The organism is Actinoplanes solisilvae, assembly GCF_003999975.1.
GTDB classification, from domain to species: domain Bacteria; phylum Actinomycetota; class Actinomycetes; order Mycobacteriales; family Micromonosporaceae; genus Actinoplanes; species Actinoplanes solisilvae.
The window spans coordinates 54,106-80,084 of the sequence record NZ_RJAC01000032.1 but is presented as its reverse complement, the minus strand read 5'-3'; the positions used below and the strand labels follow the sequence as shown (position 1 = coordinate 80,084).

The window sequence follows — 25,979 nt, the reverse complement described above, 5'->3', positions numbered from 1 at the left end:
ACGTGCGCAGGGCGCATACTGGCGGTGACCTCGTCGGGGGTTTCGGTCGTGTGTGGTAACTCGATCCGAACCCACGACGAGGTTTTTACGTCGCTACGTCCCTCTTCCCGAGTGAGTTACGTACAGAACTTCTGATCAGGCGCTTAGTCGTCGGGGGGCTTGAAACCCGGTTGCTTTCTTGCGGTTGACGGGTGGAGGCCGGGGTGGCCAGGGGATGGGTCACCGGCCGGTGGGTGCAGCGGGGGCCAGGCGGTCACCTGACGGGACGTAGATCGGCTTCCGCGCTGTGGTCAAGGCCGTCTGTCGGTCACTCAGGCCGGGCTCAGTGGTGGGTCAAGGGAACATTCTTTGCCGGTTGCGGTTCGGCGCTTCGCGCCATTCCGGGTGGAGACCTTGAAACCCCGGGTGGAAGGCGGGTGGGAGGGAGAGACCCCTGGTGGGGGGGATAATGTGGGGTCGCGCGACGCGGGCGGCCTGTGGAAGCCTCGTGGTCGAAGGTTGAGCCCGGTGGTTTGGGGGCAGCGCCCCAGGGTCTTCACTCCTCCTCGGTGAACACTTCCTCTCGGCGACGACGTATGAACGGGAGAACGGCGACCGCCAGCACCGCCACGGTCAGGACTAGGAACGAAAGAGAGATCGGGCGGGTGAGGAAGACGACCGGATCGCCGCGCGAGATGATGAGGGCCCGCCGCAAGTTCTCCTCCAGCAAGGGCCCGAGCACGAAGCCCAGCAGAAGAGGCGCAGGCTCGCAGCCGCACTTGATCAGGACGTAACCGAGGAGGCCGAAGAACGCGATCGCGTAGACATCGTACGGATTGGAACTCAAGGAATAGGTGCCGATGACGGCGAACAGAACGATCATCGGGAAGAGCACCTGGTAGGGGATGCGCAGCAGACGCACCCAGATGCCGATCAGGGGCAGGTTCAGCAGAACCAGCAGGACGTTGCCGATCCACATGGACGCGATGAGGCCCCAGAAGAGGGCGGGTTCCTCGGTCATCACGTTCGGGCCGGGGGTGATGCCGTGGACGATGAACGCGCCGACCATCAGGGCCATGACCGGGTGGGCCGGCAGACCCAGGGTGAGCAGCGGGATGAACGACGTCTGCGCGGCGGCGTTGTTGGCCGACTCGGGGCCGGCTACGCCCTCGATCGCGCCGTGGCCGAACTCCGTACGGCGCTTGGAAATGCGCTTCTCCACGGCGTAGGAAGTGAACGAGGCGAGGACGTGGCCGCCGCCGGGGAGGACACCGAGGGCGGCGCCGATTCCGGTGCCGCGGGCGATCGGGCCGACGATGCGGCGCCGGTCCTCTCGGGTGGGCCAGAGGCTGCCGACGCGGGAGAGCAGGGACGGGCGGTCGCCCTCGTTCTCGAGGTTGCGCAGGATCTCGGCGATGCCGAACATGCCTACGGCTACCGACACGAAGTCGATGCCGCCGAACAGTTCGCGCTGGCCGAGCGTGAAGCGGGGCGTGCCCGTGTAGATGTCCTGGCCGACCGTGCCGAGCAGAACGCCTAGGGCGATCATGGCGAGGGCCTTGAGGGTCGAGCCGCGGGCCAGGGCGATCGACACGATCAGGCCGAAGAGCACGAGCGCGAAGTAGTCGGCGGGGCCGAACTTGAGGGCGACGCTGGCCAGCGGGGCGGCGGCCAGGGCGAGGATGAGCGTGCCGACCGTGCCGGCGATGAACGAGCCGACCGCCGCGGCGGCCAGGGCGGGGCCGGCGCGACCCTGGCGGGCCATCTCGTGACCGTCGAGGGCGGTGACCGCGGCCGACGACTCGCCGGGCAGGTTGATCAGAATCGCGGTGGTCGAACCGCCGTACTGGGCGCCGTAGTAGATGCCGGCCAGCATGATCAGGGCGGTGACCGGCTCGAAGCTGAACGTGATGGGCAGCAGCATGGCGACCGTGGCCGTCGGGCCGATCCCGGGCAGCACGCCGACGGCCGTGCCGAGCAGCACGCCGACGAAGCAGTAGAGGACGTTCTGCAGCAGGAACGCGGTCGAGAAGCCCAGCACCAGGTTGTCGAGGAGGTCCATGTCAGAACCCCGGTCCCCACAGCGGGAGCCGCACCTGGAGGCCGACGATGAAGATGAGCGTGGCGGCCACCGTGAGCCCGGCCGTCACGGCAAGAGCGGGCAGCAGCCGTACGCGTCGGCTGGCCAGCGTGGTGAGCAGCGCGGTCACCGCAGCGGTGGGCACGAAGCCGAGGCGTCCGATGAAGAACCCGAAGAACGCGACGGCCAGCGTGATCAGGGCGACCGCCCGCCAGGGCACGGCGTGGAACGGGATCTGCTCGCCGGCGATCAGGCCCTTGACGACGACGGCCAGGCCGAGCGCGACGACGATCGCCCCGACCACCAGCGGGAAGTAGCCGGGACCCATCCGCAGTGCGGTCCCCCGGTCGTAACCGAGGGACCCCACCACGAACGCGCCACCGACCACGACGAATATTCCCCCGGCCAGCACGTCCGGGAAGGACCGTCGTGGCCGCATCTACGAGGCCTTGACGCCCGCGTCGGCGATGACCTTGCCCCAGGTGGTTATCTGCTCCTCGAGATGCGCCTTGTGCGCCTCGGGCGTCGCGTCGGCCGCGGTGACCGGCGCGGTGCCGAGCTTGGCCATCTGATCGACGACCGCCTGATCGGCCAGCGCCGTCTTGAGCGCGCCCGACAGCTTCGTGACGACCTCGGGCGGTGTGCCGGCCGGAACGTAGAGGCCGTGCCACACACTGACCTGCAACTGCGGCATCCCGGCCTCGGTCGTGGTCGGCACGTCGGGCAGGCTCTTCACCCGTTCCGGCGTGGTCACCGCGTACGCCTTCACCTTGCCGGCCGAGATCTGACCGGTGGTGTTCGTCGTCTGGTCGCACATGAAGTCGACCTGGCCGCCGACCAGATCGGTCAACGCCGGCCCGGTGCCCTGATACGGCACTTCCTGCAGTTTGACGCCCGCGGCCGACTGGAACAGCAGCCCGCACAGGTGCGACGCGGCGCCGATCCCGGCATTGGCCAGGGTCACCTTGCCCGCATTGGCTTTCACGTACGTCGTGAGGTCGCTGAACGTGGCAGCGGGGAAGTCCTTGCGGGCGACGACGGTCATCGGAACCTCGGTGACCAGCCCGACCGTCGCGAAGTCGTCGAGCGGTTTGAAGCCGAGGTCCTTGTAGAGGGCGGGCGCTGTCGACATGCCGATGTGGTGCATGAGAACGGTGTAGCCGTCGGGCTTGGCCCGGGCCACCTGGCCGGCCGCGACCGTGCCGCCCGCGCCCTCGACGTTCTGGACGACGATCTTGCCGCCGAGCGCCTTGGCCATCGGTTCGGCGATCATGCGGGTGACCGTGTCCGTCGGGCCACCGGCACTGAAGGGGACGATGAAGGTGATGTTCTGGTCCGGGTATCCCGCAGCGTCGCCGTCCTCGCCACCGCCGCCGTCGTTCGCACAGGCAGCGATGAGAGAAACGGCCGCCAGCGCCGCGATCATCCGCGGCGTGCTGCTCGTACTCATGTCCTGACCTCCCTTCCATCAAGATTTATCGATGACCGTATTGGCCGGGAAGGGATGGCACCAGAGCGATCGTCCAGACTGTCGCCGAACCGCTACCGTTCGGGGTGGGCCGCTCGCCCCGGCCCACCCCCACGTCGTCAGGCCTCGGCCTGGTACTCCTCGACCTTGCCGACCGGCCAGCCGATGTATTCGGCGATCTCCTCGGGGTCGCCGTCGAGCACCCAGTCCTCGACCGCGGCCGCGAGGCCCTCGGGCAGGCCGTCGGTCTGCACGCGGCTGTCGTCCTCCTCCTCGAGGATCGCGTCGCGGTGGACCCAATTGTTCTCGGGGTCGAGCCGCTTGCCGGCCGCCTCGTACTCGTCGAGCCCGCCGTCGCCGGCCGCGAGGATCTCGTTGGTACGCCAGTCGATGATGTCCCAGCCGTCCTCGCCCACCGGCCCGCCGGTCACGATGCGGTGGCCCTGGCTCTCCAGCTCCTCCGTGCGTCGCCGCGTCCCGTTCATGACGGCGAAGTTGTCTTCCAGAACGTTCTCGATGTGCTGCTTGAGTGTGTCGCTCACGGTATCCCTCAGATGATCATCTTGATCGGCCCGCGAAGCTTACGGTCAGCCCCGCAAGCCCTCTCCCCCGAACCGCCCGAAGCCGCACCGACCACCCTCACCCATGCCCCACCCGCCACCACCGCCCGCTCCACCACCGCCACTCAGCACTTCGCGCCACGCCGCTCGGCACCACACACTCCACCAGCGCCGGGCCCCACCCTCGCCCGCCGCCGCACCGCACACCGCCTCCTTTCGCCACCCTCCCGACTCATTGATGTTTTACGATTCGTCGATGTCTGGGTCACGAATGGGCAAGGGTGTGGCGGCGGTCGTCGCGGGGGTCGCCATCGGGCTGACCTTCTGCGCCGTACCGGCCGCGGCCGCCGGAATTCCGCATGTCCGGGGCGGCGAGACCGTGCCGGTCTACTCCTACGAGAACGCCGTCCGCGAGAGCGTCTGGGTGCAGACGACGCTGGACAACGATCAGGACGGCGCGCCCGACAGGGTCGCTGTCGATGTCGTACGACCCCGGGAGGCGGCCGAGCGCAGGCTCAAGATCCCGGTCATCCTGGAGGCGTCGCCCTACTACTCGTGCTGCGGGCGCGGCAACGAGAGCGAGCTCAAGCAGTACGACGCCACGGGCACCATCACCAAGCAGCCGCTCTTCTACGACAACTACTTCGTGCCCCGCGGGTACGCCTTCGTCGCCGCCGACCTGGCCGGCACCAACCGGTCGACCGGGTGCATGGACGTCGGCGGCCGCGAAGAGGTGCTCAGCGCGAAAGCCGTGGTCGATTGGCTCAACGGGCGCGCCAAGGCCACGTACGCGGATGGCACCCCCGCGGTAGCGACGCGCTGGACCAACGGCCGGACCGGCATGATCGGGAAGTCGTGGGACGGGTCGGTGGCCAACGGGGTCGCGGCGACCGGTGTCGAAGGGCTCGAGACGATCGTGCCGATCTCGGCGATCTCGAGCTGGTACGACTACCAGCGCTACAACGGAGTGTTGCGGTCCGAGGACTACCCCGAGTATCTGCACCGGGTCGTCAACGGTCGCCCGGCGGCGGCCTGCGCGGCTACCGTCGAGCAGCTCGACGCCGGTAGCGACGACGCGACGGGCAACTACAACGCCTACTGGGCCGAGCGCGACTATCGCAAGGACGCCCGCAAGGTGCACGCCAGCGTGCTCATCGCGCACGGCATCAACGACACCAACGTGACTACCACGCAGTTCGCGCAGTGGTGGAGCCGACTCGACGTACCCAAGAAGATGTGGCTCTATCAGCAGGGACACGTCGACCCGTTCGACATCCGGCGCGGGGAATGGGTCGACACGCTGCACCAGTGGTTCGACCGGTGGCTGCAGGGCCTGCGCAACGGCATCGACCGCGAGCCGGCCGTGACGATCGAGACCGCGCCGGGCACATGGGTGAACGAGCGCACCTGGCCCGCTCACCACGCGCGACCGACGAAGGTGGCGCTCGGCAACGGCGACGGGACGACGGGCACGCTGGGTGGCCGACCCGGCAGCGGGACGCGCATGTGGACCGACGCCCCCGGTCTGAGCGAGGCCGCCGCTGTGGCGAGCCCGTCGACCGCGGTGCCCGGACGGGTCGCGTTCCTGTCCGCGCCGCTGACCAGGGGCGTACGCATCTCGGGCACCCCGACGGTGACGCTGCGCGTGCGGGTCGACAAGCCGACGACCGAGCTCACCGCCCGGCTGGTCGACTACGGCACCGCGACGCGCGTCAACTACGACTCGCGCGGCGAGGGCATCACCACTCTGACCACGGAGTCGTGCTGGGGAGCCTCGACCGCGATCGACGACGCCTGCTACCGCGACACCACCGAGAACGTCGTGACCGCCGACCACGCGATCCTCACCCGCGGCTGGCAGGACGCGGCCCACCGCGTGTCGCTGCGCTTCGTGACCCCGCTGCGCCCCGACCGCTGGTACACGGTGACCGTCCCGATGCAGGCCACCGACCAGCGCCTCCCGGCCGGCCACGTGCTCGGGTTGATCCTGCAGGCCAGCGACAACGAGTATTCGACCCCCCAGTCAACCGGCGCCACCATCGACCTGGACCTGCGCGCCAGCTCGCTGACGCTGCCCCTGGCCGGCGCCCTGCCGACCCCGTCCACCACCGCCCCGGCAGTGATGACGGCCCCCGCCCCGGCAGCCAAACTCGCGCCGCGCGAGTTCCAGCCCCTGCTCCCCTGACGCACGCCCCCTGGGGACGCACCGTCGCGGTGCGTGCCCCAGGCCTGTCACAAAAGCCCGTGCGCCTTGGCGAACCGCGGAAAGCCGGCACCCTTGCAGGGCAGACGCATGCCCTCGGCCGCCAGGGCGTCAACGATCTTGCCGGCGCCGACCTCGGTCAGCTTCCCCTCACGGCACGCTCCGGCAAGAAGCCAGAGCGTGCCGTGCACATCGATCCCGAACGCCCGACCGACCCGCGTCGCGTCGCGATCGTCGATCACGGCGACCGCATGGAGTTCTTCCGCTATAGCGAGAACGCTCGCCTCACCCAGGTTCCGGGTTCCAGCGCCCACCCGGGCGGTCCATACCGTGAAGCGGCGTATCCGATCGAGAGTGTCAAGCGGCTCGACCCGACGCCATTCGACGTCGAGGACATGAGCAAGAGCAGGGTGATCGGCCAGGCCATCGCGGATTTCTTCCCGGACGACGTGGGGCACGATGGTCTCCATGCCCGCGAGGAGATCTCCGAGGACGTCGAGCCGATCGGCACGGGCGAAGTAGCTGAGGCTGGTGGCGTCGAAGACGAGGTGCGTGCTGGTCACGGTGCGATGTCTTCGTCGAGTGCGGGGAGGTCCTCTTCTCCGATCTGGCCTCGCATCAGCTCGACCGCCCGGTCTGTCGTTATCAGATGCCGGCTGCGGGCTTCGAGGACCGCGTGGGCGAAGGCCGGCGGGACGCGGATCCACTCCAGGTCTGGTTGGGGGGTCCAGCCGGTGGCGTCGAGCAGTTCGGACCGCGTCGGTGTCAGCGGCAGCCAGGACTGTGCGTCACCGCGCCGCAGAGCGCCGGCCCGAACTGCCTGGCGGACTGCCAGCGACCACGACGTACGGTATGTCGACGCCAGCCGTACGAGGGTGTCGCGGCTGAAGTCCGCGGCGGCGATCACCTCCGACGGCAGAAGGAACTCCGCCGCGAACGCGTCGACGACAGCCTCGCGGCCCGCGCGGGAAGCGTGAACGCCCAGGTCGCTCGAGTATTCGTCGCCGAGCACCAGGTGGCCGAGTTCGTGGGCGGCGGTCGCGCGACGGCGGCCCGGGTCGCCCTGCCTGCTCACCACGGCTACCGCGAGGTCGCCGTCGCGGACCGAGGCGCCGTCACCCGGCAGGTCGGTCACGGCCACGAGAAGCCCCGCGTCCTGGCAGGCCTTAACCAGCGTTTCGACCGGCTCGCGGCCGAGGCGGGAACGCTCGCGGACCCAACCTGCCGCTTTGACCGCCGCTGCCTCCGAGTCGACCGTCTCTGGATAGGTAAGGATCGGCTGCGGCTCGAGCAGGCCGAGCGCGCGCAGTTGCCGCGCGTCGTGAAGCCAGCTCACCAGAGCCGCCTCGATCTGGAACGATCCGCGGCCCGCGTCGGTCGCCTCCTCCTCCAGCAGCCCGGAGCGCCGCGACAACACCGCCGGGCGTTCGCGGAGGAAGTGGTCGAGCGAGAGGCCGAGGCAGTCGCCGAGTCGCACGAGTTCGACCGCGTCCAACCGCCGCGTCCCCGCCTCGATCTTGGCGATCATCGTGCGGTCGAGGCCGAGCCGACGGCCGAGGTCGTCCTGCGAGAGCCGCGCCGCGAGCCGCGCCGCGCGCACCCGGCGACCGATGCTCACCCACTCCTGCTGAGCTGCCATGGTGCGATAATCGCACACTCCCACGAGGCGCGACCACCGAACCGCCGGCCGGACGCGGTTACAGATTGATCATGCCTACCGGGTTCGTGCCATCGCGATCTTCGATGGTGGGCGGGAAGTGTTGCGGTCATTAGGTTTTGAGGCGCAACAACTATCCGAAAGGGACAACGGGGTGAAGGTTTTCAAGGTCGTCGTCAGATCAATGCTGGCCGTGGGGCTGGCCGGGGCCGGGGTTCTCGCCGTCGCGGGAACCGCTCAGGCTTCGACGGGGGTCGGGACGCTCGCGGGGAGCGTCCGGGACACCAAGGGGGCGGTCGTGGCGAACGCTTCGATCAGCGTCTACCCGATCGACCGTATCGACCCGGTCGCGCAGGTCACCACCGACAGCGCGGGGCAGTGGAAGGCCGCCGGCATCGAGCGCGGGACCTACCAGGTGCAGATCGGCCTCGGCGGCTGGTCGGAGTGGGCTCCGGGGCAGCGTGAGTACAGCACCGCGGCGAAGTACGCGGTCCGGTCCGGGCGCACCACGAATGTCGGCAGCGTCGTCTCGGCGCCGGGCATCATCACGGGCCGGCTGCTCGCGGCCGACGGTTCGGCCGCCGCGGACGTGCGGGTCTCCGCGGACGACTACAGCACCGCCAGCAATTGGACGACCACGACGTCGAGCACCGGGCAGTACGAGCTGCGCGTCGCGCCGGGCGCCGACTATGTGGTCAGCTTCGTCGACGGGCGCTTCCAGCAGTACGCGCCGAGCACGGCCGTGCAGTCCGAGGCCGGGCGCTACCCGGTCACGTCGGGCGGCACCGTGCACGTCGACGACAAGCTTCTGGTCGCCCCATCGCTGACCGGCCGGCTCGTCGACGCGAACGGGGCCCCGGTGGCGGGGGCGACCGTGGAGGTCTCGACCGACACCGCGTTCCAGTTCAGCACCACGACCGACGCGGACGGCAACTACCGCTTCGACAAGCTGAGCCCGTGGACGATCAAGGTCGCGTTCTACACCGCGGACGGCCGGGTCCAGTGGGCCTACCAGAAGGCCTCCTACGACGAGGCGGCCAGCTTCACCCTCGCCGTCGGCACCGTGACCACGATCAACGACACACTGCTTCCCTGATTCGGTAGCACCCGAAACGCCCTCCCGGTTGGGAGGGCGTTTCGTGCGTCAAAGGGGCCGAGCCGTGCTGCCGCGCACCACCAGCCGAGGCGTCTCGGTCTGGATCGCCTCGCGCGACGACGGATCGGCGATCGCCTGCAGCAGAGCACTGGCCACCTGAGCCCCCAGGGCGTACGTGTCCCGGGACAGGCACGTCAGCGCCGGGTGGACGATGCGGGTCAGCACCGAGTCGTCGAACGAGACGACCGACAGCGCGCGCGGCACCTCGATGCCCATCTCGAGTGCGACGGCCAGACCCGCGGCCGCCATCAGGTCGCTGTCGTAGACGATGGCGGTCGGCCGGTCAGCCCGTGACAGCAGCGCCCGGGTGGCGGCCGCGCCCTGGGCGTCGCTGAAGTCGGTGCCCACCGATTCGCCGGCCCGCAAACCACGGACCAGGGCCTGCTCGTGCAGGGCGGCGGCGCGACGGGCCACGTGCTGATAGATCGGCGGCCCGGCCACATGGGCGATGCGCCGGTGGTCGAGGGCGGCCAGGTAGTCGACGATCGTCGTCATGGCCTCGGCGTCGTCGGCCCACACGCTGGGCAACAGGCCGGGCTCACCGGGCTGCCCCAAGGTCACCGCTGGCAGCCCCAGCGAGCGGACGACTTCGATGCGCGGGTCGTCGAGCTGCAGGTCGACCAGCACCACGCCGTCGACGCGATGCTCGGAGGCCCACAGGCGGTAGAGGTCGATCTCGGCCGCCGTGTCGCGCACGAGTTGCATCTGCACCGCGGACGAGCGGGCCGAGAGCACGTCCTGCATGCCGTACAGGATCTGGGTGTAGAACTGCTCGGAGCCCAGCGTGCGCGGGTCGCGGGCGAGCACGAGACCGACCACCCCGGCCTGGGCGCCGCCGAGGGCGCGGGCCGCCCGGTGCGGACGCCAGTTCATGTCGCGCGCCACCTCGAGGATGCGGGCGCGGGTCTGCTCGCTGACGCCGGGGCGGCCGTTGAGGGCGAACGAGACGGCACCCGGCGACACCCCCACGCGCTTGGCGATGTCGGCGATGGTCGGCCGGTTGCTCACAGCGCGCACCCTACCTCTTCTATAGCGTTTTAGTACCCCACCACAGCAAGAAAAGAAAAAGAAAGCTGGGCATTGACTATAGCGCTTTAGCTCCCCACGATGATGTTTCGCCGACGTTTCCAGCGGCGCGGCCCCCGCGCACCGCCGTCGATGCCGGCCTATGGGCTGGAGGAGCTGACCATGCGAATCAGACACGCGACCATCGCCGCCGTCGCGGCACTCACGCTCGGCGTCACCGCCGCCTGCGGAGGCGGTTCGGGCGACGAAGCGAAGAGCGACGACATCACCGGCGAGATCACTTTGCAGACCTGGGCCCTGACCCCCAAGTTCACCGGCTACCTCAACGAGGTCATCGCCGGCTTCCAGGCGAAATACCCGGGTACGAGCGTCAAGCTGCTCGACCAGCCGGGCGACGGCTACGCCGAGAAGGTGCTGGCGCAGGCCTCGTCGAACACGTTGCCCGACGTCGTCAACCTTCCGCCCGACATGGCCCTGCCGCTCGCCCGCCAGGACCTGCTCGCCGACGTCAGCAAGAACGGCGACCTGAGCAAGACGTACGTGCAGGGGTCGATCGACGCGTACAAGTTCACCGGTCTCGACGGCGTCTACGGCTACCCGTGGTATCTCAACACCGACCTGAACTACTGGAACGCCAAGCAGTTCAAGGAATGCGGGCTCGACGCGGCCAAGCCACCGGCCACCACTCAGGAGCTGTTCGCCCAGGCCGCGACCCTGAAGGGCAAGTGCCCGGACGGCTACCTGATGAGCCGCAAGCCCGACGTGACCGACTTCGTCCGGGGCGGCATCAAGATCCTCAGCGACGACGGCAAGCAGTTCGTCTTCAACACCGACCAGGCCGCCGCGCTGGTCGACCAGTACCGGGACGCGTACGCGAAGGGCTTCATGCCGCCGAGCGTGCTCAACAGTGACTATCAGGGCAACTCGAAGCTGTTCACGCAGGGCAAGGTCGCGTGGACGACCGGCGGCGCGACCGGCCTGGCCGACTTCGAGCGCGACAACCCGAGCCTCAAGGGCCGGATCGCCGTGAACAAGGCGCTCGACACGCCGCCGCTCTACGTTCAGGGCGTCAGCGTGTCGGCCAAGAGCAAGCACCCGGCCACGGCCAGGGCGTTCGCCGAGTGGATCACCAACGCCGACAACCAGAACAAATTCGGCCACCTGGTGAACATCTTCCCGTCGACGGTGTCCTCCGCCTCCGACGGCTACTTCAGCAAGGACGACGGCACGCCCGGCGGCAAGGCCCGCGCGCTCGCGTTCGACGAGCTCAAAGAAGCCAAGGTCCTCATCCCGTACGAGGTCAACTCGGACATGCAGATCCTGCTGGACCAGCAGATCGCCCTCGCGGTCAAGGGCGACGTCACGAGCAGGAAGGCGCTCGACGACGCCGTGGCCAAGATGAACCAGATGCTGAGCCGGCAGTAAGAGCGTGGCGGCCGGCGCAGTCCCCCCGATGCGCGCCGGCCGCCACCCGAGGAGACCCCGAATGAAGACACACCGATGGTTCACGCCGTGGATCCTGACGATCCCGGCGCTGGCCTGGCTGCTGGTGTTCAGCGTCTGGCCCTCGATCAACACGTTGCGGCTGTCGTTCACCGACGCCAAACCGCTGGGCGGCACGGCTGATTTCGTCGGCGTCCGCAACTACTCCGACATGCTGCACGACCCGCAGGTCTGGACCGCGCTGCTCAACAGCGCCGTCTACATGGCGGTCTGCCTTCCGCTGCTCACGATCCTGCCGTTGCTGATCGCGGTGCTGGTGGAGAAGAAGCTGCCGTTCATCGCGTTCTTCCGGACCGCCTTCTACGTTCCGGTCATCGCCAGTGCGGTGGTGGTCGGTCTGATGTGGACCTGGTTGCTCGACGACCGCGGCCTGATCAACAACCTGGTCCGCTGGCTGCACGTCGTACAGGAGCCGGTGCCGTTTCTGACCGACCGCTGGCTGGTGCTGATCAGCGCGATCAGCCTGACGGTCTGGAAGGGCCTCGGCTACTACATGATCGTCTATCTGGCCGCGCTCGGGAACGTGCGCAAGGACCTGCACGAGGCGGCGGCCATCGACGGCGCCGGGCCGGTACGCCGCTTCCTGACCGTGACGGTCCCGGGCGTACGGGGAACGATGTTCCTGGTGGCGGTGCTGGTGAGCGTGTCGGCACTGCGGGTGTTCTCCGAGCTGTTCATCCTGACCGGCGGCAAGGGCGGGCCGGGCGGCAAGGACCAGTCGCTCGTCATGCTGATTCAGCAGTACGCCGGTGGGTTCTACGGCGATCTGGGCTATGCGTCGTCGCTCAGCGTGCTGCTGTTCGTCGTCACGTTGATCCCGATGATCGTGCTGGCCCGCCTCAACAACCGGGCGGAGAAATGACGACCACAGACGTACGCCCTCAAGTGCATGCGGATAAATCGGACGGGCCTCTGAAGCGGCGCCCGGAAGTGAGCGGGCGCGAAAAACTGCTCCGCTACGTCCTGCTGCTGTTCGTGCTGGTCATCACGGTCGGGCCGTTCCTCTGGCAGCTCTCGACCTCGCTCAAGGGGGCCGGTGAGGACATCTACACCGCCACCCCGTCGTTCATCCCGAAGCAGCCGACCCTCGACAACTACGCGAAGGTCGCCGAGGCGATCCCGGTGTGGCGTTACATCGGGAACTCGCTGCTGGTGGCCGCGCTGACCGTCGGCGGCAACATCCTGTTCGCGACCGCCGCCGGCTACGCCATCGCCCGCCTGCGTTTCCGGGGACGCCGCGTCGTACTCGGCCTGTTCCTCGGCACTCTGGTCCTGCCCGGCGAGGTCACGATCATCGCCCAATATGTCACCGTGCGCAGCTTCGGCCTGGCCGACACGCTCGCCGGCGTGGCGCTGCCCGGCATGGTCGCGGCCCTCAACGTGCTGCTGATGTACAACGCCTTCCGCGCGTTGCCGCAGGAGGTCGACGAGGCGGCCATCGTCGACGGCGCCACCGTGCCGCAACGACTGTGGAGAGTTTCCTTGCCCGCCGTACGAGGGACTCTGGCGGTCGTGGCGATCTTCGCGTTCATCCAGGCCTGGGACGACTTCCTCTGGCCGTTGATCGTGCTGACCTCCCCCGAGAAGCTCACCCTGACGGTGGGCCTGCAATACCTGTCCGGCACGTTCACCCAGGACCAGCGTCTGATCGCGGCGGGCACGATGATCGCCTTCATCCCGATCGCGATCCTGTTCAGCGCGTTGCAGCGCTACTTCTTCAAGGGTGTCGAGGAGGGCGGCGTGAAGGGCTGACCCCGTCCCCCTGTCAAGATCGAGAGAAAGCGCTCCATGAGATTCGGCGTCAACTACACCCCCTCGTCCGGCTGGTTCCACTCCTGGCTCGACTTCGACCCCGCAGCAGTCACCAGAGATCTGCGTACGGTCGCCGCGCTCGGCGTCGACCACATCCGCCTCATGCCGTTGTGGCCGCACGTGCAGCCCAACCGCGGCCTGATCCGCCCGCAGGCGCTGCGTGACGTGGTCACCGTCGTGGACATCGCGGCCGGCTGCGGCCTGGACGTCAACGTCGACGGTCTGCAGGGCCACCTGTCCAGCTTCGACTTCGTCCCGGCCTGGCTGTCGAGCTGGCACCGCCGCAACCTGTTCACCGACCCCGACGTGGTCGCCTCCACCGCCGACTACCTGCGCGCGCTGACCGCCGCCGTCGCCGACCGGCCCAACCTGCTCGGTGTGACCCTGGGCAACGAGGTCAACCAGTTCGCGGCCGCCCCACACCCGTTCCCGCACCCGGTCACCGAGGAGGGCGCCGGTGTGTGGCTGGCCCGCCTGACCGCGGCCGTGCGTTCGTCGCTCCCGCCGAACGCACTGGTCACCCACGCCATGTACGACGCCGCCTGGTACGACGACACCCAGCCGTTCGGCCCGAGGCACGCCGTCGAGCACGGCGACGAGACCGTCGTGCACTCGTGGGTCTTCAACGGCGCCGCCCAGACCCACGGCGGGCTCGGCGCCGGTTCGGTGCGGCACGCCGAATACCTGTGCCGCCTGGCCGCCGCATGGCACACCGACGCCGACCGGCCCGTATGGCTGCAGGAGGTCGGCGCTCCCACCAACGTGGTCGCCGAGGCCGACGCCCCGGACTTCCTCGAGGCCACCCTGCGGCACGTCGCCACGGTCCCCGAGCTGTCCGGCGTCACCTGGTGGTGCTCGCACGACGTGTCGCGCGAGCTGCTCGACTTTCCCGAGCTCGAGTACGACCTGGGTCTGATCACCGCCGACGGCCGTGTGAAGCCGACCGGCGAGCGGTTCGCCGAGACGATCGCCTCCCTCAAGAAGTCGGACGAGCAGAAGCCGGCCGGGCTCGTGCTCGACGACACCGTTCCCGGCTACCGCGCGGCCGCCGGGCCCACGCGCGAGTTCTACCGTGCCTGGCTGGAGGCGGACGGCCCCCAGATCGTCCTCAAGTCACGGGCCGGCGACACCGCCCTGCTGGCCGCCCGCGGCATCAACGACCTGATCGAAAGGCCCTGACATGCACGACGACATCCCGCTCACCGTCGGGCGCGCGACCCGCGTCCTGAACGAGCGCATCCGGCCCGCGATCTACACCGACAGCGTGCCGTTCGAGGTCGAGGTCCACTCGCTGCCCGGCGAACCTGTCGCGCCTGCCGACGGCCTCTCGCTCGAGTACGAGCCGTACACCGTCGGAACGCTGTGGGGTCCGGCCTGGAACACGACGTGGTTCCGGCTGCGCGGCGACGTTCCCGCAGCATGGCGCGGCCGGCACGTGGAGGCCGTGGTCGACCTGGGCTTCGACATCAACATGCCCGGCTTCCAGTGCGAGGCGCTGGTCTACCGCCCCGACGGCAGCCCGGTGAAGTCGATCAACCCGCGCAACCAGTGGATCCCGGTCGGTGACTCCGGGACGGTCGAGCTCTACCTGGAGGCCGCGGCCAACCCGGTGCTGCTCGACTACCACCCGTTCCTGCCCACTCAGGAAGGCGACGTCCAGACGTCGTCGAAGCGGCCGCTCTACACGACCCGGCGCATGGACCTCGCGCTGTTCGACGAGCAGACCTACGAGCTGGCGCTCGACATCGACGTACTGCTGGATCTGCAGGCCGTCCTGCCCGCCACCGCGCCGCGCCGCATGCGCATCTTGCAGGCCCTCGACGACGCCCTCGACGCCCTCGACCTGCAGGACATCGCCGGCACCGCGGTCGACGCGCGCGCTGCTTTGGAAGGCGTGCTCGCGGCGCCGGCCGAGCACAGCGCCCACCAGATCTCGGCGGTCGGGCACGCGCACATCGACTCGGCCTGGCTCTGGCCGGTGCGCGAGACCATCCGCAAGGTGGCCCGCACCGCGGCCGGCATGACCGAGCTGATCGAGCTCGACCCCGACTTCAAGTACGGCATGTCGAGCGCCCAGCAGTACGCCTGGCTCAAGGAACACCGCCCCGAGGTGTGGGAGCGCGTCGTCAAGGCGGTCGGCGAGGGCAAGTTCCTACCGCTGGGCGGCATGTGGGTCGAGAGCGACACGGTCATGCCCACCGGTGAGGCGTTGGTGCGCCAGTTCGCGTACGGGCAGAGGTTCTTCCGTGAGGAGTTCGGCGTCGAGAGCCAGGGCGTGTGGCTGCCGGACAGCTTCGGGTACTCCCCCGCGCTGCCGCAGCTCATCAAGCGGGCCGGCTTCCAGTGGTTCTTCACCCAGAAGATCTCGTGGAACCAGGTGAACAGGTTCCCGCACCACAGCTTCCTCTGGGAGGGCATCGACGGTTCACGGATCTTCACCCACTTCCCGCCGATGGACACCTACAACTCGCAGCTCTCCGGGGCCGAACTGGCCAAGGCGACCAACCAGTTCCGGGAGAGCCGGGTGGCGTCACGCTCGCTGGCCCCGGTCGGCTGGGGTGACGGCGGGGGTGGCACGACCCGCGAGATGACCGGGAAGGCGCGCCGGCTGAAGAATCTCGAAGGCAGTGCGACCGTACGGTGGGAGCACCCGAACGACTTCTTCGACAAGGCGCGCGCCGAGCTGCCGCACCCGCCTGTCTGGGTCGGCGAGCTCTACCTCGAACTGCACCGCGCGACGCTGACCAGCCAGCACAAGACGAAGCAGGGCAACCGCCGCGCCGAGCACCTGCTCATCGAGGCCGAGCTGTGGTCCGCGACCGCCGCCGTCCGATCGACAATCGATTATCCATACGCGAGAATCGACGCGCTGTGGAAGGACGTGCTGCTGCACCAGTTCCACGACATCCTGCCCGGCACGTCGATCGCCTGGGTGCACCGCGAGGCCGCGGCGACCTACGAGCGCATCTGCCGGGAGGCTTCGGAGCTCATCGCCGCGGCCCAGCACGCGCTGGTCGGCGACGGCTCGCACAAGATCGTCCTGAACCCGGCCCCGTTCACCCGCGACGGCGTCCCGGCCCTGTCAGCGGCAATCGATAATCGCGCCGCGATCACCGTGAACCCCGCAGCGGCAATCGATAATCGAGGCTCGAGCGTGAACGGGCCGGGCCGGGGCGGGCATGTGCTGTCGAACGGGATCGTGGCCGTGACCGTGTCGGACGAGGGGCTGATCACGTCGGCGGTCGATCTGGCCAGCGGGCGCGACGCCATCGCTCCCGGCCAGGAGGCGAACCTGCTGCAGCTGCACCAGGACTTCCCGAACATGTGGGACGCCTGGGACGTCGACCGGTTCTACCGCAACCGGGTCACGGATCTGCGCGAGGTCGAGTCGATCGAGTTCGGCGAGAACTCGGTGACGGTCGTGCGGGCGTTCTCGAAGTCGCGGGTCACGCAGACGCTCACACTCGCGCCGGGCAGTCGCACGCTCCGGATCGACCAGACGACCGACTGGCACGAGACCGAGAAGTTCCTCAAGGTCGCGTTCCCGTTCGACGTGCGCGCCGAGCACGTCGCCGCCGAGACCCAGTTCGGGTATCAGAAGCGGGTCACGCACACGAACACGAGCTGGGAGGCGGCCAAGTTCGAGGCCTCCATGCACCGCTTCGTGCACGTCGAGGACTCCGGGTTCGGCGCGGCGCTGGTCACCGACTCGACCTACGGCTACGACCTGACCCGCGACGCCACCGAGGCCGGCGACATCACCACCACGGTGCGGTTGTCGCTGCTCAGGGCACCGCGCTTCCCCGACCCCGAGACCGACCAGGGCGAGCAGACCCACGCGTACGGCCTGGTCATCGGCGCCGGGATCGCCGAGGCGACCGAGGCCGGCATCGCGATGAACCTGCCCCCGCGCGAGGTCACCGGCGCCCACGGTTTCGAGCCGCTGGTGTCGGTCGAGGGCGAGGGCATCCTGGTCTCCGGCGTGAAGCTGGCCGACGACCGCAGCGGTGACCTGATCGTGCGCGTCTACGAGTCGCTGGGCCGCCGCGCCACCGGCACGCTGCACGCGGACGGCTTCGCGTCGGCGCAGACGGTGACGCTGCTCGAACGCCCCGAGGGCCCGGCTTCCGACGGCGGTTCCGTGGCGCTGCGGCTCACCCCGTTCGAGGTTCGCACCGTCCGGTTCACCCGCTGACCGGCAGCTCGTAGATCTGCACCGTGCCGCTGGTGTGGCGCAGAACGGCGTTGCGCGCGAGGGCGGGCGAGACAGTGCCCGCCCTCGTGTCGGCGAAGAGCCACTTCACCCCGTACGTGTCCCGGAGCTTTTTGAGGTCTGCGGCGTCGCCGACCGTGAACGCCCGCTCGTTCAGGTCGAACAGGGCGGGGTCGTGGAACGGCTGCTGGGTGTAGCGCCGGCCGTTCACGCCGTTGGCGGCGACCGCCGGGTCGCTGTAGCCCCAGCTCTCGATCAGCGTGCGCCGCCCGCCCAGGCCGGCCACCCAGAACGCGCGCGCGTCGCAGGTGATCCGGGGATCGAACCGGACGCAGTGCACGTTCGTGGCGACCACGTCGTTCTTGCCCGTGTTGGCCTCGAGCCAGAGCGCGCCCCGCATCTCGGCGTCGGTGACCCAGCGCGTCTGGCTCACCCCGGCGGGTTTGTGGGCCAGCGCCTGCACCGGCCGGGCCGCGCCGTTCGCGAAGCTCGCGCCGGCGATCGCGGCGAGCAGCACCACGGGCAGCGCCCGGACGGCCCGCTTCTTCCAGACGACCACCGCGGTCGCGAAGACCACGGCGGCGATCGCCAGAGCGGTCAGGATCGGCGCGCCGATCGTCCACGCCCACCCCACGAACGAGTTCCGGGCCGGCGCGGGCGGGCGCGGGATCGCCAGGATGCAGATCGCCCCGGCCACCGCGCCCGCGATCGCGACCCGCTCGTTGCGCACCAGCCGGGCCAGGGTCGCCGCGGTCAGCACGGCGCCGATCGGCACGACCCCGGCGAAGAAGTACGACTGGCTGGCCGACGGGTGCCAGAAGATCCAGGCCGCGCCGGTGCCCGCGAGCAGCACGCCGCCGAGCAGCCAATAGGTGACGTCCCGGACCGGCGCCAAGAGCCCGATCAGCCTCGGCGCCTGCACCACGAACCACCACACGACGACGGCGCCCGCGAAGAGCCGCCCGATGAGGCCGGTGCTGACGAGACCCGGCGGCAGGAGCCCACCGGCGGTGATCCCGTCGCGGTAACCGAGCGTTTCCTCGTACGGGTCGATCCAGCGCAGCAATCCGAGCGGTTGCACCTGCAGCGTCCCGGCCCCGCCGCCCGCGAACAGGCGCAGGCCGACGACGATCCCGATCCCGATCGCGGCCAGCAGCCCGACCGCGACCCACGGCACCCGCCGCCGCTGGACGAGCAGGAACAGCCCGCCCACGGCGACACCCGCGAACAGCGGCGGCAGCGCGCTGGATTTCGCCCCCGCGCAGGCCACGGCGAGCACCGGCAGCGCCGCCCACATCCAGCGCAGCCGCTTGCCGCGCAACGCCTCGAGCACGATGAGCGTGAACAGGCCGATCAGCGGAACGGAGTAGACCAGCGACGGGCTGAGCACCACGATCGGTGAACCCGCCTGAATGGGTGCCCGCACCGCCAGCCCGTAGCCGACGAAGCCCAGAGCCGCCGCCACCGGCCCGGTCCACCAGCGCGGATTCACGGCCCGGGCCAGCGCGGCGAAGACGACCACCGACGTGAAGACGATCGGCAGGATCCAGAGCCGCAGCAGGATCGTGACCGGCTCGATGCCGGTGAGCATGCCGGCGGCGGCCATGTCGGCGTCGGACAGGTAGTGGTAGCGCAGCGACTCACCCGCGACCTGGGGCACCTGGAACGGGATCGACCGGGTCATCTCGTGCACGAGCGCGAGGTGATAGAAGAGGTCCGGATAGAACGAGAAGGTCACCGGCGGCAGCGGATTGTTCCTGAAGTTGACCGCGGCCCACAGTGTGACCAGGAAGAACACCGCGGCAATGGCCCACGACCACGCCTCCGGCAGGCGGGTCGGGCGCTCGATGCGCCAATGCCGGCGCAGCGACGGGACGACCACGAAGAGCAACAAGATCCCGGCCAGCCAGATCGGCAGCAGGGCCGCGACCCCGGTGGCGGCGCCCAGCGCCCACCCGGCGAGCTGCACGACCAGGCCGGCCGCCGCGCCCAGACCGAGATCCTCGGGCCAGTTGCCGCGGCTGCCGAACAACGCGCGCAGCACCAGGGTGCCGGGCAGCACGACAGCGCCGGCGAAATAGGCGGCGTAGGTGGCGATCTGCAGACCGGGCGTACCCGTCGCGGCGAGGGCGACGACGGCTGCCGCCAGCGCGAGCGCCCAGGGCACAACCCGGAGGAGGAGCCGTGGCGGCTCCGTCGCGGACGCCTGGTCCGGAGCGGAGACGGGCGACGCCTGCGGAGGATGCACGGTCACAGTCGAGATCTACATTCCTGGAAACAGCGACGCGCGGACGCTCGATCGTAACTTTCCGTTGCCCGGGGGCCCAGGATTGCCCCTCGGAGTCGGTGTGTTGTGATCAGCATCGCTTCGCCCCACATTGACTTGAAGTGAGGTTGAGGTCTTAGGTTTCGGGGATCGGTTTTCGAGAAAGGACCCCGATGCGACTGCCCCGCTTCCTGACCCCGCGCACCGTCGTGAGCGCGCACTGCGACCTGCCCTGCGGCGTGTACGACCCCGCACAGGCCCGGATCGAGGCGGAGTCGGTCAAGGCGATCTGCGAGAAGTACCAGGCCAACGAGGACCCGGAGTTCCGTACGCGGGCTCTGGTCATCAAGGAGCAGCGGGCCGAGCTGGTCAAGCACCACCTGTGGGTGCTGTGGACCGACTACTTCAAGGCGCCGCACTTCGAGAAGTACCCCGAACTGCACGGCCTGTTCAACGAGGCCACCAAGCTGGCCGGGGCGGGCGGGTCCAAGGGCTCGGCCGACCCCGAGGTCGCCGGAAAGCTGCTCGCGAAGATCGAGGAGATCTCGACGATCTTCTGGGCCACCAAGAACGCCTGAGGGAGATCGATGGAGCGCGCCCTTCGGGTTGCCGTCGTCGGCGCCGGCCCAGCCGGCATCTACGCGGCGGACATTCTCACCAAGGCGGCCCCGGCCGCGACGGTCGACATCTTCGACCGGCTGCCCACGCCGTACGGCCTGATCCGCTACGGGGTCGCCCCCGACCACCCGCGGATCAAGGAAATCATCACGGCCCTGCACCACGTGCTGGAGAACCCCAGGATCAGGTTCATCGGCAACGTCGACTACGGCGTCGACGTCAAGCCCGAGGAGCTGACCGCGTTCTACGACGCGACCATCCTCGCGACCGGGGCCGACAAGGACCGCGGCCTCGACATTCCCGGGATCGACCTGCCGGGCAGCTTCGGAGCGGCCGACTTCGTCTCCTGGTACGACGGCCACCCCGACGTACCCCGGGAATGGCCCTTGACCGCGACGAAGGTGGCCGTGATCGGAGCCGGGAACGTGGCGGTCGACGTGGCCCGCGTCCTCGCCAAGACGGCCGACGAACTGCTCGAGACCGAGATCCCGGACAACGTGCACAAAGGGCTGCTCGCCAGCCCGGTCACCGACGTACACGTGTTCTCGCGGCGCGGGCCGGGCCAGGTCAAATTCACCCCGATGGAACTGCGCGAACTCGACGAGTCACCGAACGTCGAAGTCGTGGTGCACCCGGAGGGCATGGAATTCGACGAGGGCAGCATGGCGGCGATCCGCGCGAAGCGCTCGCTGAAGATGTGCGTCGACACGCTGTCGAACTGGTGCGCGCGCGACCCCCGCGACCGGCCGAGGAGGCTCCACCTGCACTTCCTGCAGGCGCCGATCGAGGTGCTGGGCGACGCGGACGGCGTGACGGGGTTGCGCACGGAGAAGCAGGAACTGACCGGCGACGGCTGGGTGCGAGGAACCGGAGAGGTCACGGACTGGGACGTGCAGGCGGTGTACCGGGCGATCGGCTACCTGAGCACACCTATCGCCGACCTGCCGTTCGACCACGCTACGGGGACGGTGCCGCACGAGGCAGGAAGGGTGCTCGACCTCGACGGCAACCACGTGCCGGGGCTTTACGCGACCGGGTGGATCAAGCGCGGGCCGGTCGGTTTGATCGGGCACACCAAGAAGGACGCGAACGAAACGGTGACCAGTCTGCTGGCCGACGTCGCGTCGTTGCCCTTGGCCGCGCAGCGTGAGCCGGGGGATGTGCTGGCTTATCTCTCGGGGCGCGGGCTCGGGTTCACCACCTGGGACGGGTGGAAGCGGCTGGACTCTCATGAGATCTCGCTGGGGGAGCCGCACGGGCGTAAGCGGGTCAAGGTTGTTCCTCGGTCGGAAATGATCTCTATTTCCAACGGGGGCTGATTCTTACGCTTTGACGGCTGAGGCCGGGCTGGCGGCGCTGGTCGCCGGGGCTGCTTGTCAGACGGGGTCGGCGACGCGCTGGTCGTCGCCGTAGACGGCCCAGCCGATGCCCTTGGCACGTTTGGCCTGGTACATGGCGGTGTCGGCTCGGCGCAGCAGTTCGTCGGTGCCGGCGCAGTCGGGGGTGGTCAGGCCGATGCCGATGCTGGCGGTGCAGCGCAGCGCGGCGCCGCCTATGATCACCACCTCGGCCAGGGCGGCCTGGATGCGGCCGGCGACAGCGATCGCGTTCTCCTCGGACGTGATGTCTCCGAGCACTACGGCGAACTCGTCGCCGCCCATCCGGCCGACCGAGTCCGAGCCCAGCACCGAGCGCTGCAGGGCGGTCGCTACGGCGACGAGCAGGTTGTCGCCGGCCTCGTGACCGAGGGTGTCGTTGATCGGCTTGAAGTCGTTCAGGTCGATGAACAGCACGGCCAGTCGGCGGTTGTCGGGCAGGGCGGCCAGCGCGCGGTCGAGCGCCTTCAGCAGCGCGCCGCGGTTCAGCAGGCCGGTGAGCACGTCGTGAGCGGCCTCGTGCTGCAGCAGGTCCTGGAATTCGCGCCGCTCGGTCACGTCGCGGTGACTGATGACGATGCCGCCGACCGCGGGTTGGCCGGTCAGGTCGCGCATGGTCACGTCGTGCCAGTGCCAGCTTCCGTCGGCGTGGCGCGTGCGGACCTCCGTACGCTGTTCGGACTGGCCGCTGTCGTGGAAGGCGCGGAGGGCATACACGTCGTCGGGGTGGATCAGGTCGTAGTAGTTCGTGCCGGTCAGGTCGTAGGAGTGGTAACCCATCACGGCCTGGACGGCGGGGCTGACCGAGTCGAGGACTCCGTTGCGGTCCACCACGTTGATGACGTCGCACGAGTCCTGCACCAGGGCGCGGTAACGCTCCTCGCGACGGCGCAGCTCGGCGGCCGCCTCCTCCTGCATGCTGTGCATCTCGATCTGCGCGCGGCGGATGAACCGCCAGTAGGCGAGCTGGACCGCGCACATCGCGAGGACGAAACCGGCGTGCAGCAGCGCGAAGAACACCGGGTGCTCCCAGGCCCGGGGGTCGGAGAAGACCAGCCCGGGGATGACCAGACCGACCAGCATGTGGTGGGCCGCGACCAGCGCCACGGACAGCAGCAGGGTCAGCCACTCCTGGTAGAGGCTGATCAGGCCGAGGACGACGAAGAACGCGAAGTGCAGGTCGGTCAGGCCGCCACCCGCGTGGACCAGCGCCCCGGAACCGAGCAGCAGCCCCAGGGACACCACGAGCGAACCGGCCCGCCGCTTTTCGACGAAGGTGGCCACGGCGGCGCAGAAGCCGGTCGCCACCACCATTCCCCACATGACGGCGATGCCGTTGGCGTGCCCGCCGTGCGGCTGACCCAGCAGGACGTCGATCTGGGGCCGGAACGCGGCCACTCCGACGAGCGCCGGGAACAGCAACGACAGGACGACGCGCAGGGTGCGGTGGCGGGCAGCGAACGCCGCCTCCGACAGCCGAATGTCCGGTATCGCCCGGCTGATCCAAGTCGTCACATAAACCTGATCGGCCGCTACGACTGCCGATCTGAGGGGAAAACTTCCCGGTAGGTCGCCCGGGCAAGCAGCCGCACCCTGTCTAGGGCCAGGAGCTGACCGTCGACGGGGTGCAGGCGGTCGTGGGCGTCGGGCGGCAGCGACACCGTGGAGCCGGCGGCCAGGGGCAGCAGGTGCAGGGTCACGTCGGCGCCGGGGTGCCAGCCGGCGTCGCGCAGGTCGACCGTCCAGGCCGAGCCGTCCCAGAACCGGTCGGTGGCGGGGTGGCCGTCGACGCGGAGTTCGCCGACGTCACCGGCCCATTCGATGTGCAGCACCGCGTCGACATCGTCCGGGACCTGGGGGACGGTGATCCGGTAGACCGCGGCCAGCTCGTCGAACGTCGCGGGTGCGGGGGCGGACTGGCGGCCGTCGAATTTCCCGTACGCCACCGGGACCGCTCGGCCGGCGGGGCGCACGAGATCGGTGCGGGCCGTTGACTCGGAACCGGTAGCCGCGCCGGACAGGGGCAACGCGACGAACCCGGCCGCCGGGTTGTAGACGCGCACGTCGGGTGAGCCGGACGTGATCACTTCGATCCGGCCGTCGGCGCCCCAGCGCAGCTCGTCGTCCGAGAGCAACAGGCGACGGGCGGGTCCGTTCTCGACGACCCAGATCGAGTCGGCAACCGACGCGGGCAGCACGAGCAGGTCGAGTGCGTCCGAGATCCGCACCGGCTCCAGGCTCGGCTCGATTCTCGCTACTCGATTATCGATTGCGAAGGTTGCCTCAACACCGGGCGAGGCGACGAGAACCAGGGTGGAAACCGGGGCGGGAGCGGCGGGCGCGGAAACCGGGGCGGGCGCGGAAACCGGGGCGGGAGCAGCGGGCGCGGAAACCGGGGCGGGCGCGGCGGGCATGGAAACCTCGGCGGGCGCAGCGGGCGTGGCGGTCCTGGGCGTGCCGGGCAGGACGGTCAGGGCCGTCGCGGTGGCCCAGTCGAGGCGGGCGCCAGCCACTGTCAGACGCAAGGGCCAGCACGCGATCGTGCCCGGCGGGATGTCGATCGGCTCGGCCGGCAGGGTCAGCTCGGTCGTGCCCAGCGCCACCCGGAAGCGGGCACCGCGATAGGCCGGCAGCGGGAAGTGCGGCTGGTGCCAGGCCACGAAGAGGAAGCCGCTGTCGCCGTCGCTGCGCAGCGCCCACCGCAGGGTGGTCGAATCGTCGACGCCGCCCGGGCGGACCAGCGGGAGGGTCGAGGGCATCTCGGCGAGCCGGTCGCCGAAGGCAGCGAGGAACGCGTGCTGCCTGCGAAGCGAGGCGTGACTGGCGGCGAGCAGCCCGGATTCGCCGATCGGCGCGTGGAAGTCGTAACCGAGGCGAGGGAGGTCGTTCGGGTAGCCGGTGGCGTGCGATTCCTGCATGTCCAGGGCGACATCGCCGTCCGCGCCCGCCCCGGCGGCATGCTGCGGGTTCGTTCCTCCGGCGTACATGTAGTAGCCCTGCCAGGCCGATCCGTTGCCGATTTTGCAATGGGCGATCGTCGCCACGTCGAGGGCCGTGGGCCGGGGCCGCCGGTGGTAGGCCGTGGCCATTCCCCCGCCGAGTTCGCAGGTCGCCGGCGGGAAGAGCGCGGACGGCGTACGGGGCTGGGCCGTGCTCAATCGAGCCTCGTGCAACCGCCGCAGGTCGGCGCCGATGCCGGGGTCGTCCCAGAGGTGCGAGAAGAAGTAGTGGTCGCGAAACGTCGGGTCCCACGGCGCGTCGGCGTCCACCCAGAACCCGTCGCCGTAACCCCCGTAGAGCGGCAGCACCTCCCCCTCGGGCAGGTCGGCCCCGCCCCACGCGGTCGCCGTCCACAGCGGCGCCTCCATCCCGGCCGCCCGGGCCAGCCGCTTGAGCGTGACCAGGTGACCGGGCTGGTCGTAAAGCTCGTTCTCGAGCTGGACGCCGAGCAGGGAGCGGCCGTCGACAGCCCGCCCGAGCTGCCCGAACCACTCCGAGACCAACGCGAGATAGGCCGGATCGTCGGTGCGGTGGACGACCGGCGCCTGCTGCACCCAGTCGGGGAATCCGCCGTTGCGGCTCTCGCCGTGGCACCAGGGCCCGACGCGCAGCACCATGTCGAGACCCGCGCGGTGCACCTCGTCGATGAAGGCGGCGACGTCGAGATTGCCGTCGAAGCGCGCTGCCCCCGGAACCGGCACGTGGTGCAGCCAGAACACATAGCTGGCGACGACGGTGACCCCGCCGGCGCGCATCTGCCGCAGCCGGTCGGCCCAGCGGTCGCGCGGCACCCGGCTGTAGTGCAACTCGCCCGACACCGGGATGACCGGCACCCCGTCGCGCGACAGGTAGCGGCTGGTCAGCGACAGACCCGGCCGCACGTCCTCGTCGTTGCTCATCCGCGGCCGCCGCAGGGGCGAGGACCAGGGACGGTGCGCGACGAACAGCGGATCGACGGTCAACGAGGCCTCCTCGGAACACTGGAGCCGTGACTGTAACCGGTCACAGGCGCCAACACAGCCCTCTTGACTTTAAGGAAAGCGAGGCTCACTGTAACCGGTC

General features: G+C 69.5%; 19 protein-coding genes. 9 read left to right on the top strand and 10 right to left on the bottom strand.

Annotated features, from left to right (window positions below):
- Positions 1-535 precede the first annotated feature (535 nt).
- The 4 genes from EER30_RS41760 to EER30_RS41745 all read right to left on the bottom strand — a co-directional run bounded on the left by EER30_RS41760 (position 536) and on the right by EER30_RS41745 (position 4,069).
- Positions 536-2,041 (bottom strand): tripartite tricarboxylate transporter permease, encoded by a 1,506-nt coding sequence (locus tag EER30_RS41760; RefSeq protein WP_127507569.1) that lies wholly within the window; start codon positions 2,039-2,041, stop codon positions 536-538.
- A 1-nt stretch (position 2,042) separates the two neighbouring features.
- On the bottom strand, positions 2,043-2,498 hold the full coding sequence (locus EER30_RS41755) for a tripartite tricarboxylate transporter TctB family protein (RefSeq protein WP_127507567.1): 456 nt from the start codon (positions 2,496-2,498) through the stop codon (positions 2,043-2,045).
- Positions 2,499-3,509, bottom strand: coding sequence for a tripartite tricarboxylate transporter substrate-binding protein (locus EER30_RS41750; RefSeq protein ID WP_205650648.1), 1,011 nt, complete (start codon positions 3,507-3,509; stop codon positions 2,499-2,501).
- 137 nt (positions 3,510-3,646) lie between these two features.
- Positions 3,647-4,069, bottom strand: coding sequence for a hypothetical protein (locus EER30_RS41745; protein WP_127507565.1), 423 nt, complete (start codon positions 4,067-4,069; stop codon positions 3,647-3,649).
- A 274-nt stretch (positions 4,070-4,343) separates the two neighbouring features.
- Here EER30_RS41745 and EER30_RS41740 point away from each other — a divergent pair, with 274 nt between their 5' ends.
- Entirely contained in the window at positions 4,344-6,272 is a 1,929-nt protein-coding gene (locus EER30_RS41740; RefSeq protein WP_127507563.1) for a Xaa-Pro dipeptidyl-peptidase, read from the top strand.
- Positions 6,273-6,319: 47 nt separating this feature from the next.
- On the opposite strand, the gene EER30_RS41735 is transcribed toward EER30_RS41740, so the two are convergent.
- Together EER30_RS41735 and EER30_RS41730 are read right to left on the bottom strand one after the other, a co-directional pair.
- A complete protein-coding gene (locus EER30_RS41735; protein ID WP_127507561.1) occupies positions 6,320-6,853 on the bottom strand; it encodes a PIN domain-containing protein in 534 nt (177 codons plus the stop codon).
- The gene (locus tag EER30_RS41730) at positions 6,850-7,929 is read right to left on the bottom strand and encodes a helix-turn-helix domain-containing protein (RefSeq protein ID WP_127507559.1); all 1,080 of its coding nucleotides are present in this window, start codon (positions 7,927-7,929) and stop codon (positions 6,850-6,852) included. The genes EER30_RS41735 and EER30_RS41730 overlap by 4 nt, the downstream gene beginning before the upstream one ends.
- A gap of 172 nt (positions 7,930-8,101) precedes the next feature.
- On the opposite strand from EER30_RS41730, the gene EER30_RS41725 reads away from it, so the two are divergent.
- Positions 8,102-9,043 (top strand): carboxypeptidase-like regulatory domain-containing protein, encoded by a 942-nt coding sequence (locus EER30_RS41725; RefSeq protein ID WP_127507557.1) that lies wholly within the window; start codon positions 8,102-8,104, stop codon positions 9,041-9,043.
- 48 nt (positions 9,044-9,091) lie between these two features.
- Here EER30_RS41725 and EER30_RS41720 read toward each other — a convergent pair whose 3' ends face one another.
- Entirely contained in the window at positions 9,092-10,111 is a 1,020-nt protein-coding gene (locus tag EER30_RS41720; protein WP_127507555.1) for a LacI family DNA-binding transcriptional regulator, read from the bottom strand.
- Positions 10,112-10,291: 180 nt separating this feature from the next.
- On the opposite strand from EER30_RS41720, the gene EER30_RS41715 reads away from it, so the two are divergent.
- From EER30_RS41715 to EER30_RS41695, 5 genes are all read left to right on the top strand, one after another.
- Positions 10,292-11,554, top strand: a complete 1,263-nt coding sequence (locus EER30_RS41715) for an ABC transporter substrate-binding protein (RefSeq protein ID WP_127507553.1) — start codon at positions 10,292-10,294, stop codon at positions 11,552-11,554.
- 61 nt (positions 11,555-11,615) lie between these two features.
- Positions 11,616-12,494 (top strand): carbohydrate ABC transporter permease, encoded by an 879-nt coding sequence (locus EER30_RS41710; protein ID WP_127507551.1) that lies wholly within the window; start codon positions 11,616-11,618, stop codon positions 12,492-12,494.
- Positions 12,491-13,384, top strand: coding sequence for a carbohydrate ABC transporter permease (locus tag EER30_RS41705; protein WP_127507549.1), 894 nt, complete (start codon positions 12,491-12,493; stop codon positions 13,382-13,384). Before EER30_RS41710 ends, EER30_RS41705 begins: the two co-directional genes overlap by 4 nt.
- Positions 13,385-13,420: 36 nt before the next feature.
- Entirely contained in the window at positions 13,421-14,623 is a 1,203-nt protein-coding gene (locus tag EER30_RS41700; RefSeq protein ID WP_127507547.1) for a glycoside hydrolase 5 family protein, read from the top strand.
- A 1-nt stretch (position 14,624) separates the two neighbouring features.
- Entirely contained in the window at positions 14,625-17,639 is a 3,015-nt protein-coding gene (locus EER30_RS41695) for an alpha-mannosidase (RefSeq protein WP_127507545.1), read from the top strand.
- Here EER30_RS41695 and EER30_RS41690 read toward each other — a convergent pair.
- Positions 17,629-19,911, bottom strand: coding sequence for a hypothetical protein (locus tag EER30_RS41690; protein ID WP_127507543.1), 2,283 nt, complete (start codon positions 19,909-19,911; stop codon positions 17,629-17,631). The genes EER30_RS41695 and EER30_RS41690 overlap by 11 nt on opposite strands.
- Before the next feature lie 185 nt (positions 19,912-20,096).
- Between EER30_RS41690 and sodN the strand changes: the two genes are divergently transcribed.
- Together sodN and EER30_RS41680 are read left to right on the top strand one after the other, a co-directional pair.
- Positions 20,097-20,501, top strand: coding sequence for a superoxide dismutase, Ni (gene sodN, locus EER30_RS41685; protein WP_127507541.1), 405 nt, complete (start codon positions 20,097-20,099; stop codon positions 20,499-20,501).
- Between the two features lie 9 nt (positions 20,502-20,510).
- Positions 20,511-21,860, top strand: coding sequence for an FAD-dependent oxidoreductase (locus EER30_RS41680; protein ID WP_127507540.1), 1,350 nt, complete (start codon positions 20,511-20,513; stop codon positions 21,858-21,860).
- A gap of 57 nt (positions 21,861-21,917) precedes the next feature.
- Here EER30_RS41680 and EER30_RS41675 read toward each other — a convergent pair whose 3' ends face one another.
- Positions 21,918-23,432: a sensor domain-containing diguanylate cyclase gene (locus EER30_RS41675; RefSeq protein WP_127507538.1), complete on the bottom strand. Its 1,515-nt coding sequence runs from the start codon at positions 23,430-23,432 to the stop codon at positions 21,918-21,920.
- Between the two features lie 17 nt (positions 23,433-23,449).
- Positions 23,450-25,879 (bottom strand): beta-galactosidase, encoded by a 2,430-nt coding sequence (locus EER30_RS41670; RefSeq protein WP_240670650.1) that lies wholly within the window; start codon positions 25,877-25,879, stop codon positions 23,450-23,452.
- Positions 25,880-25,979 lie beyond the last annotated feature (100 nt).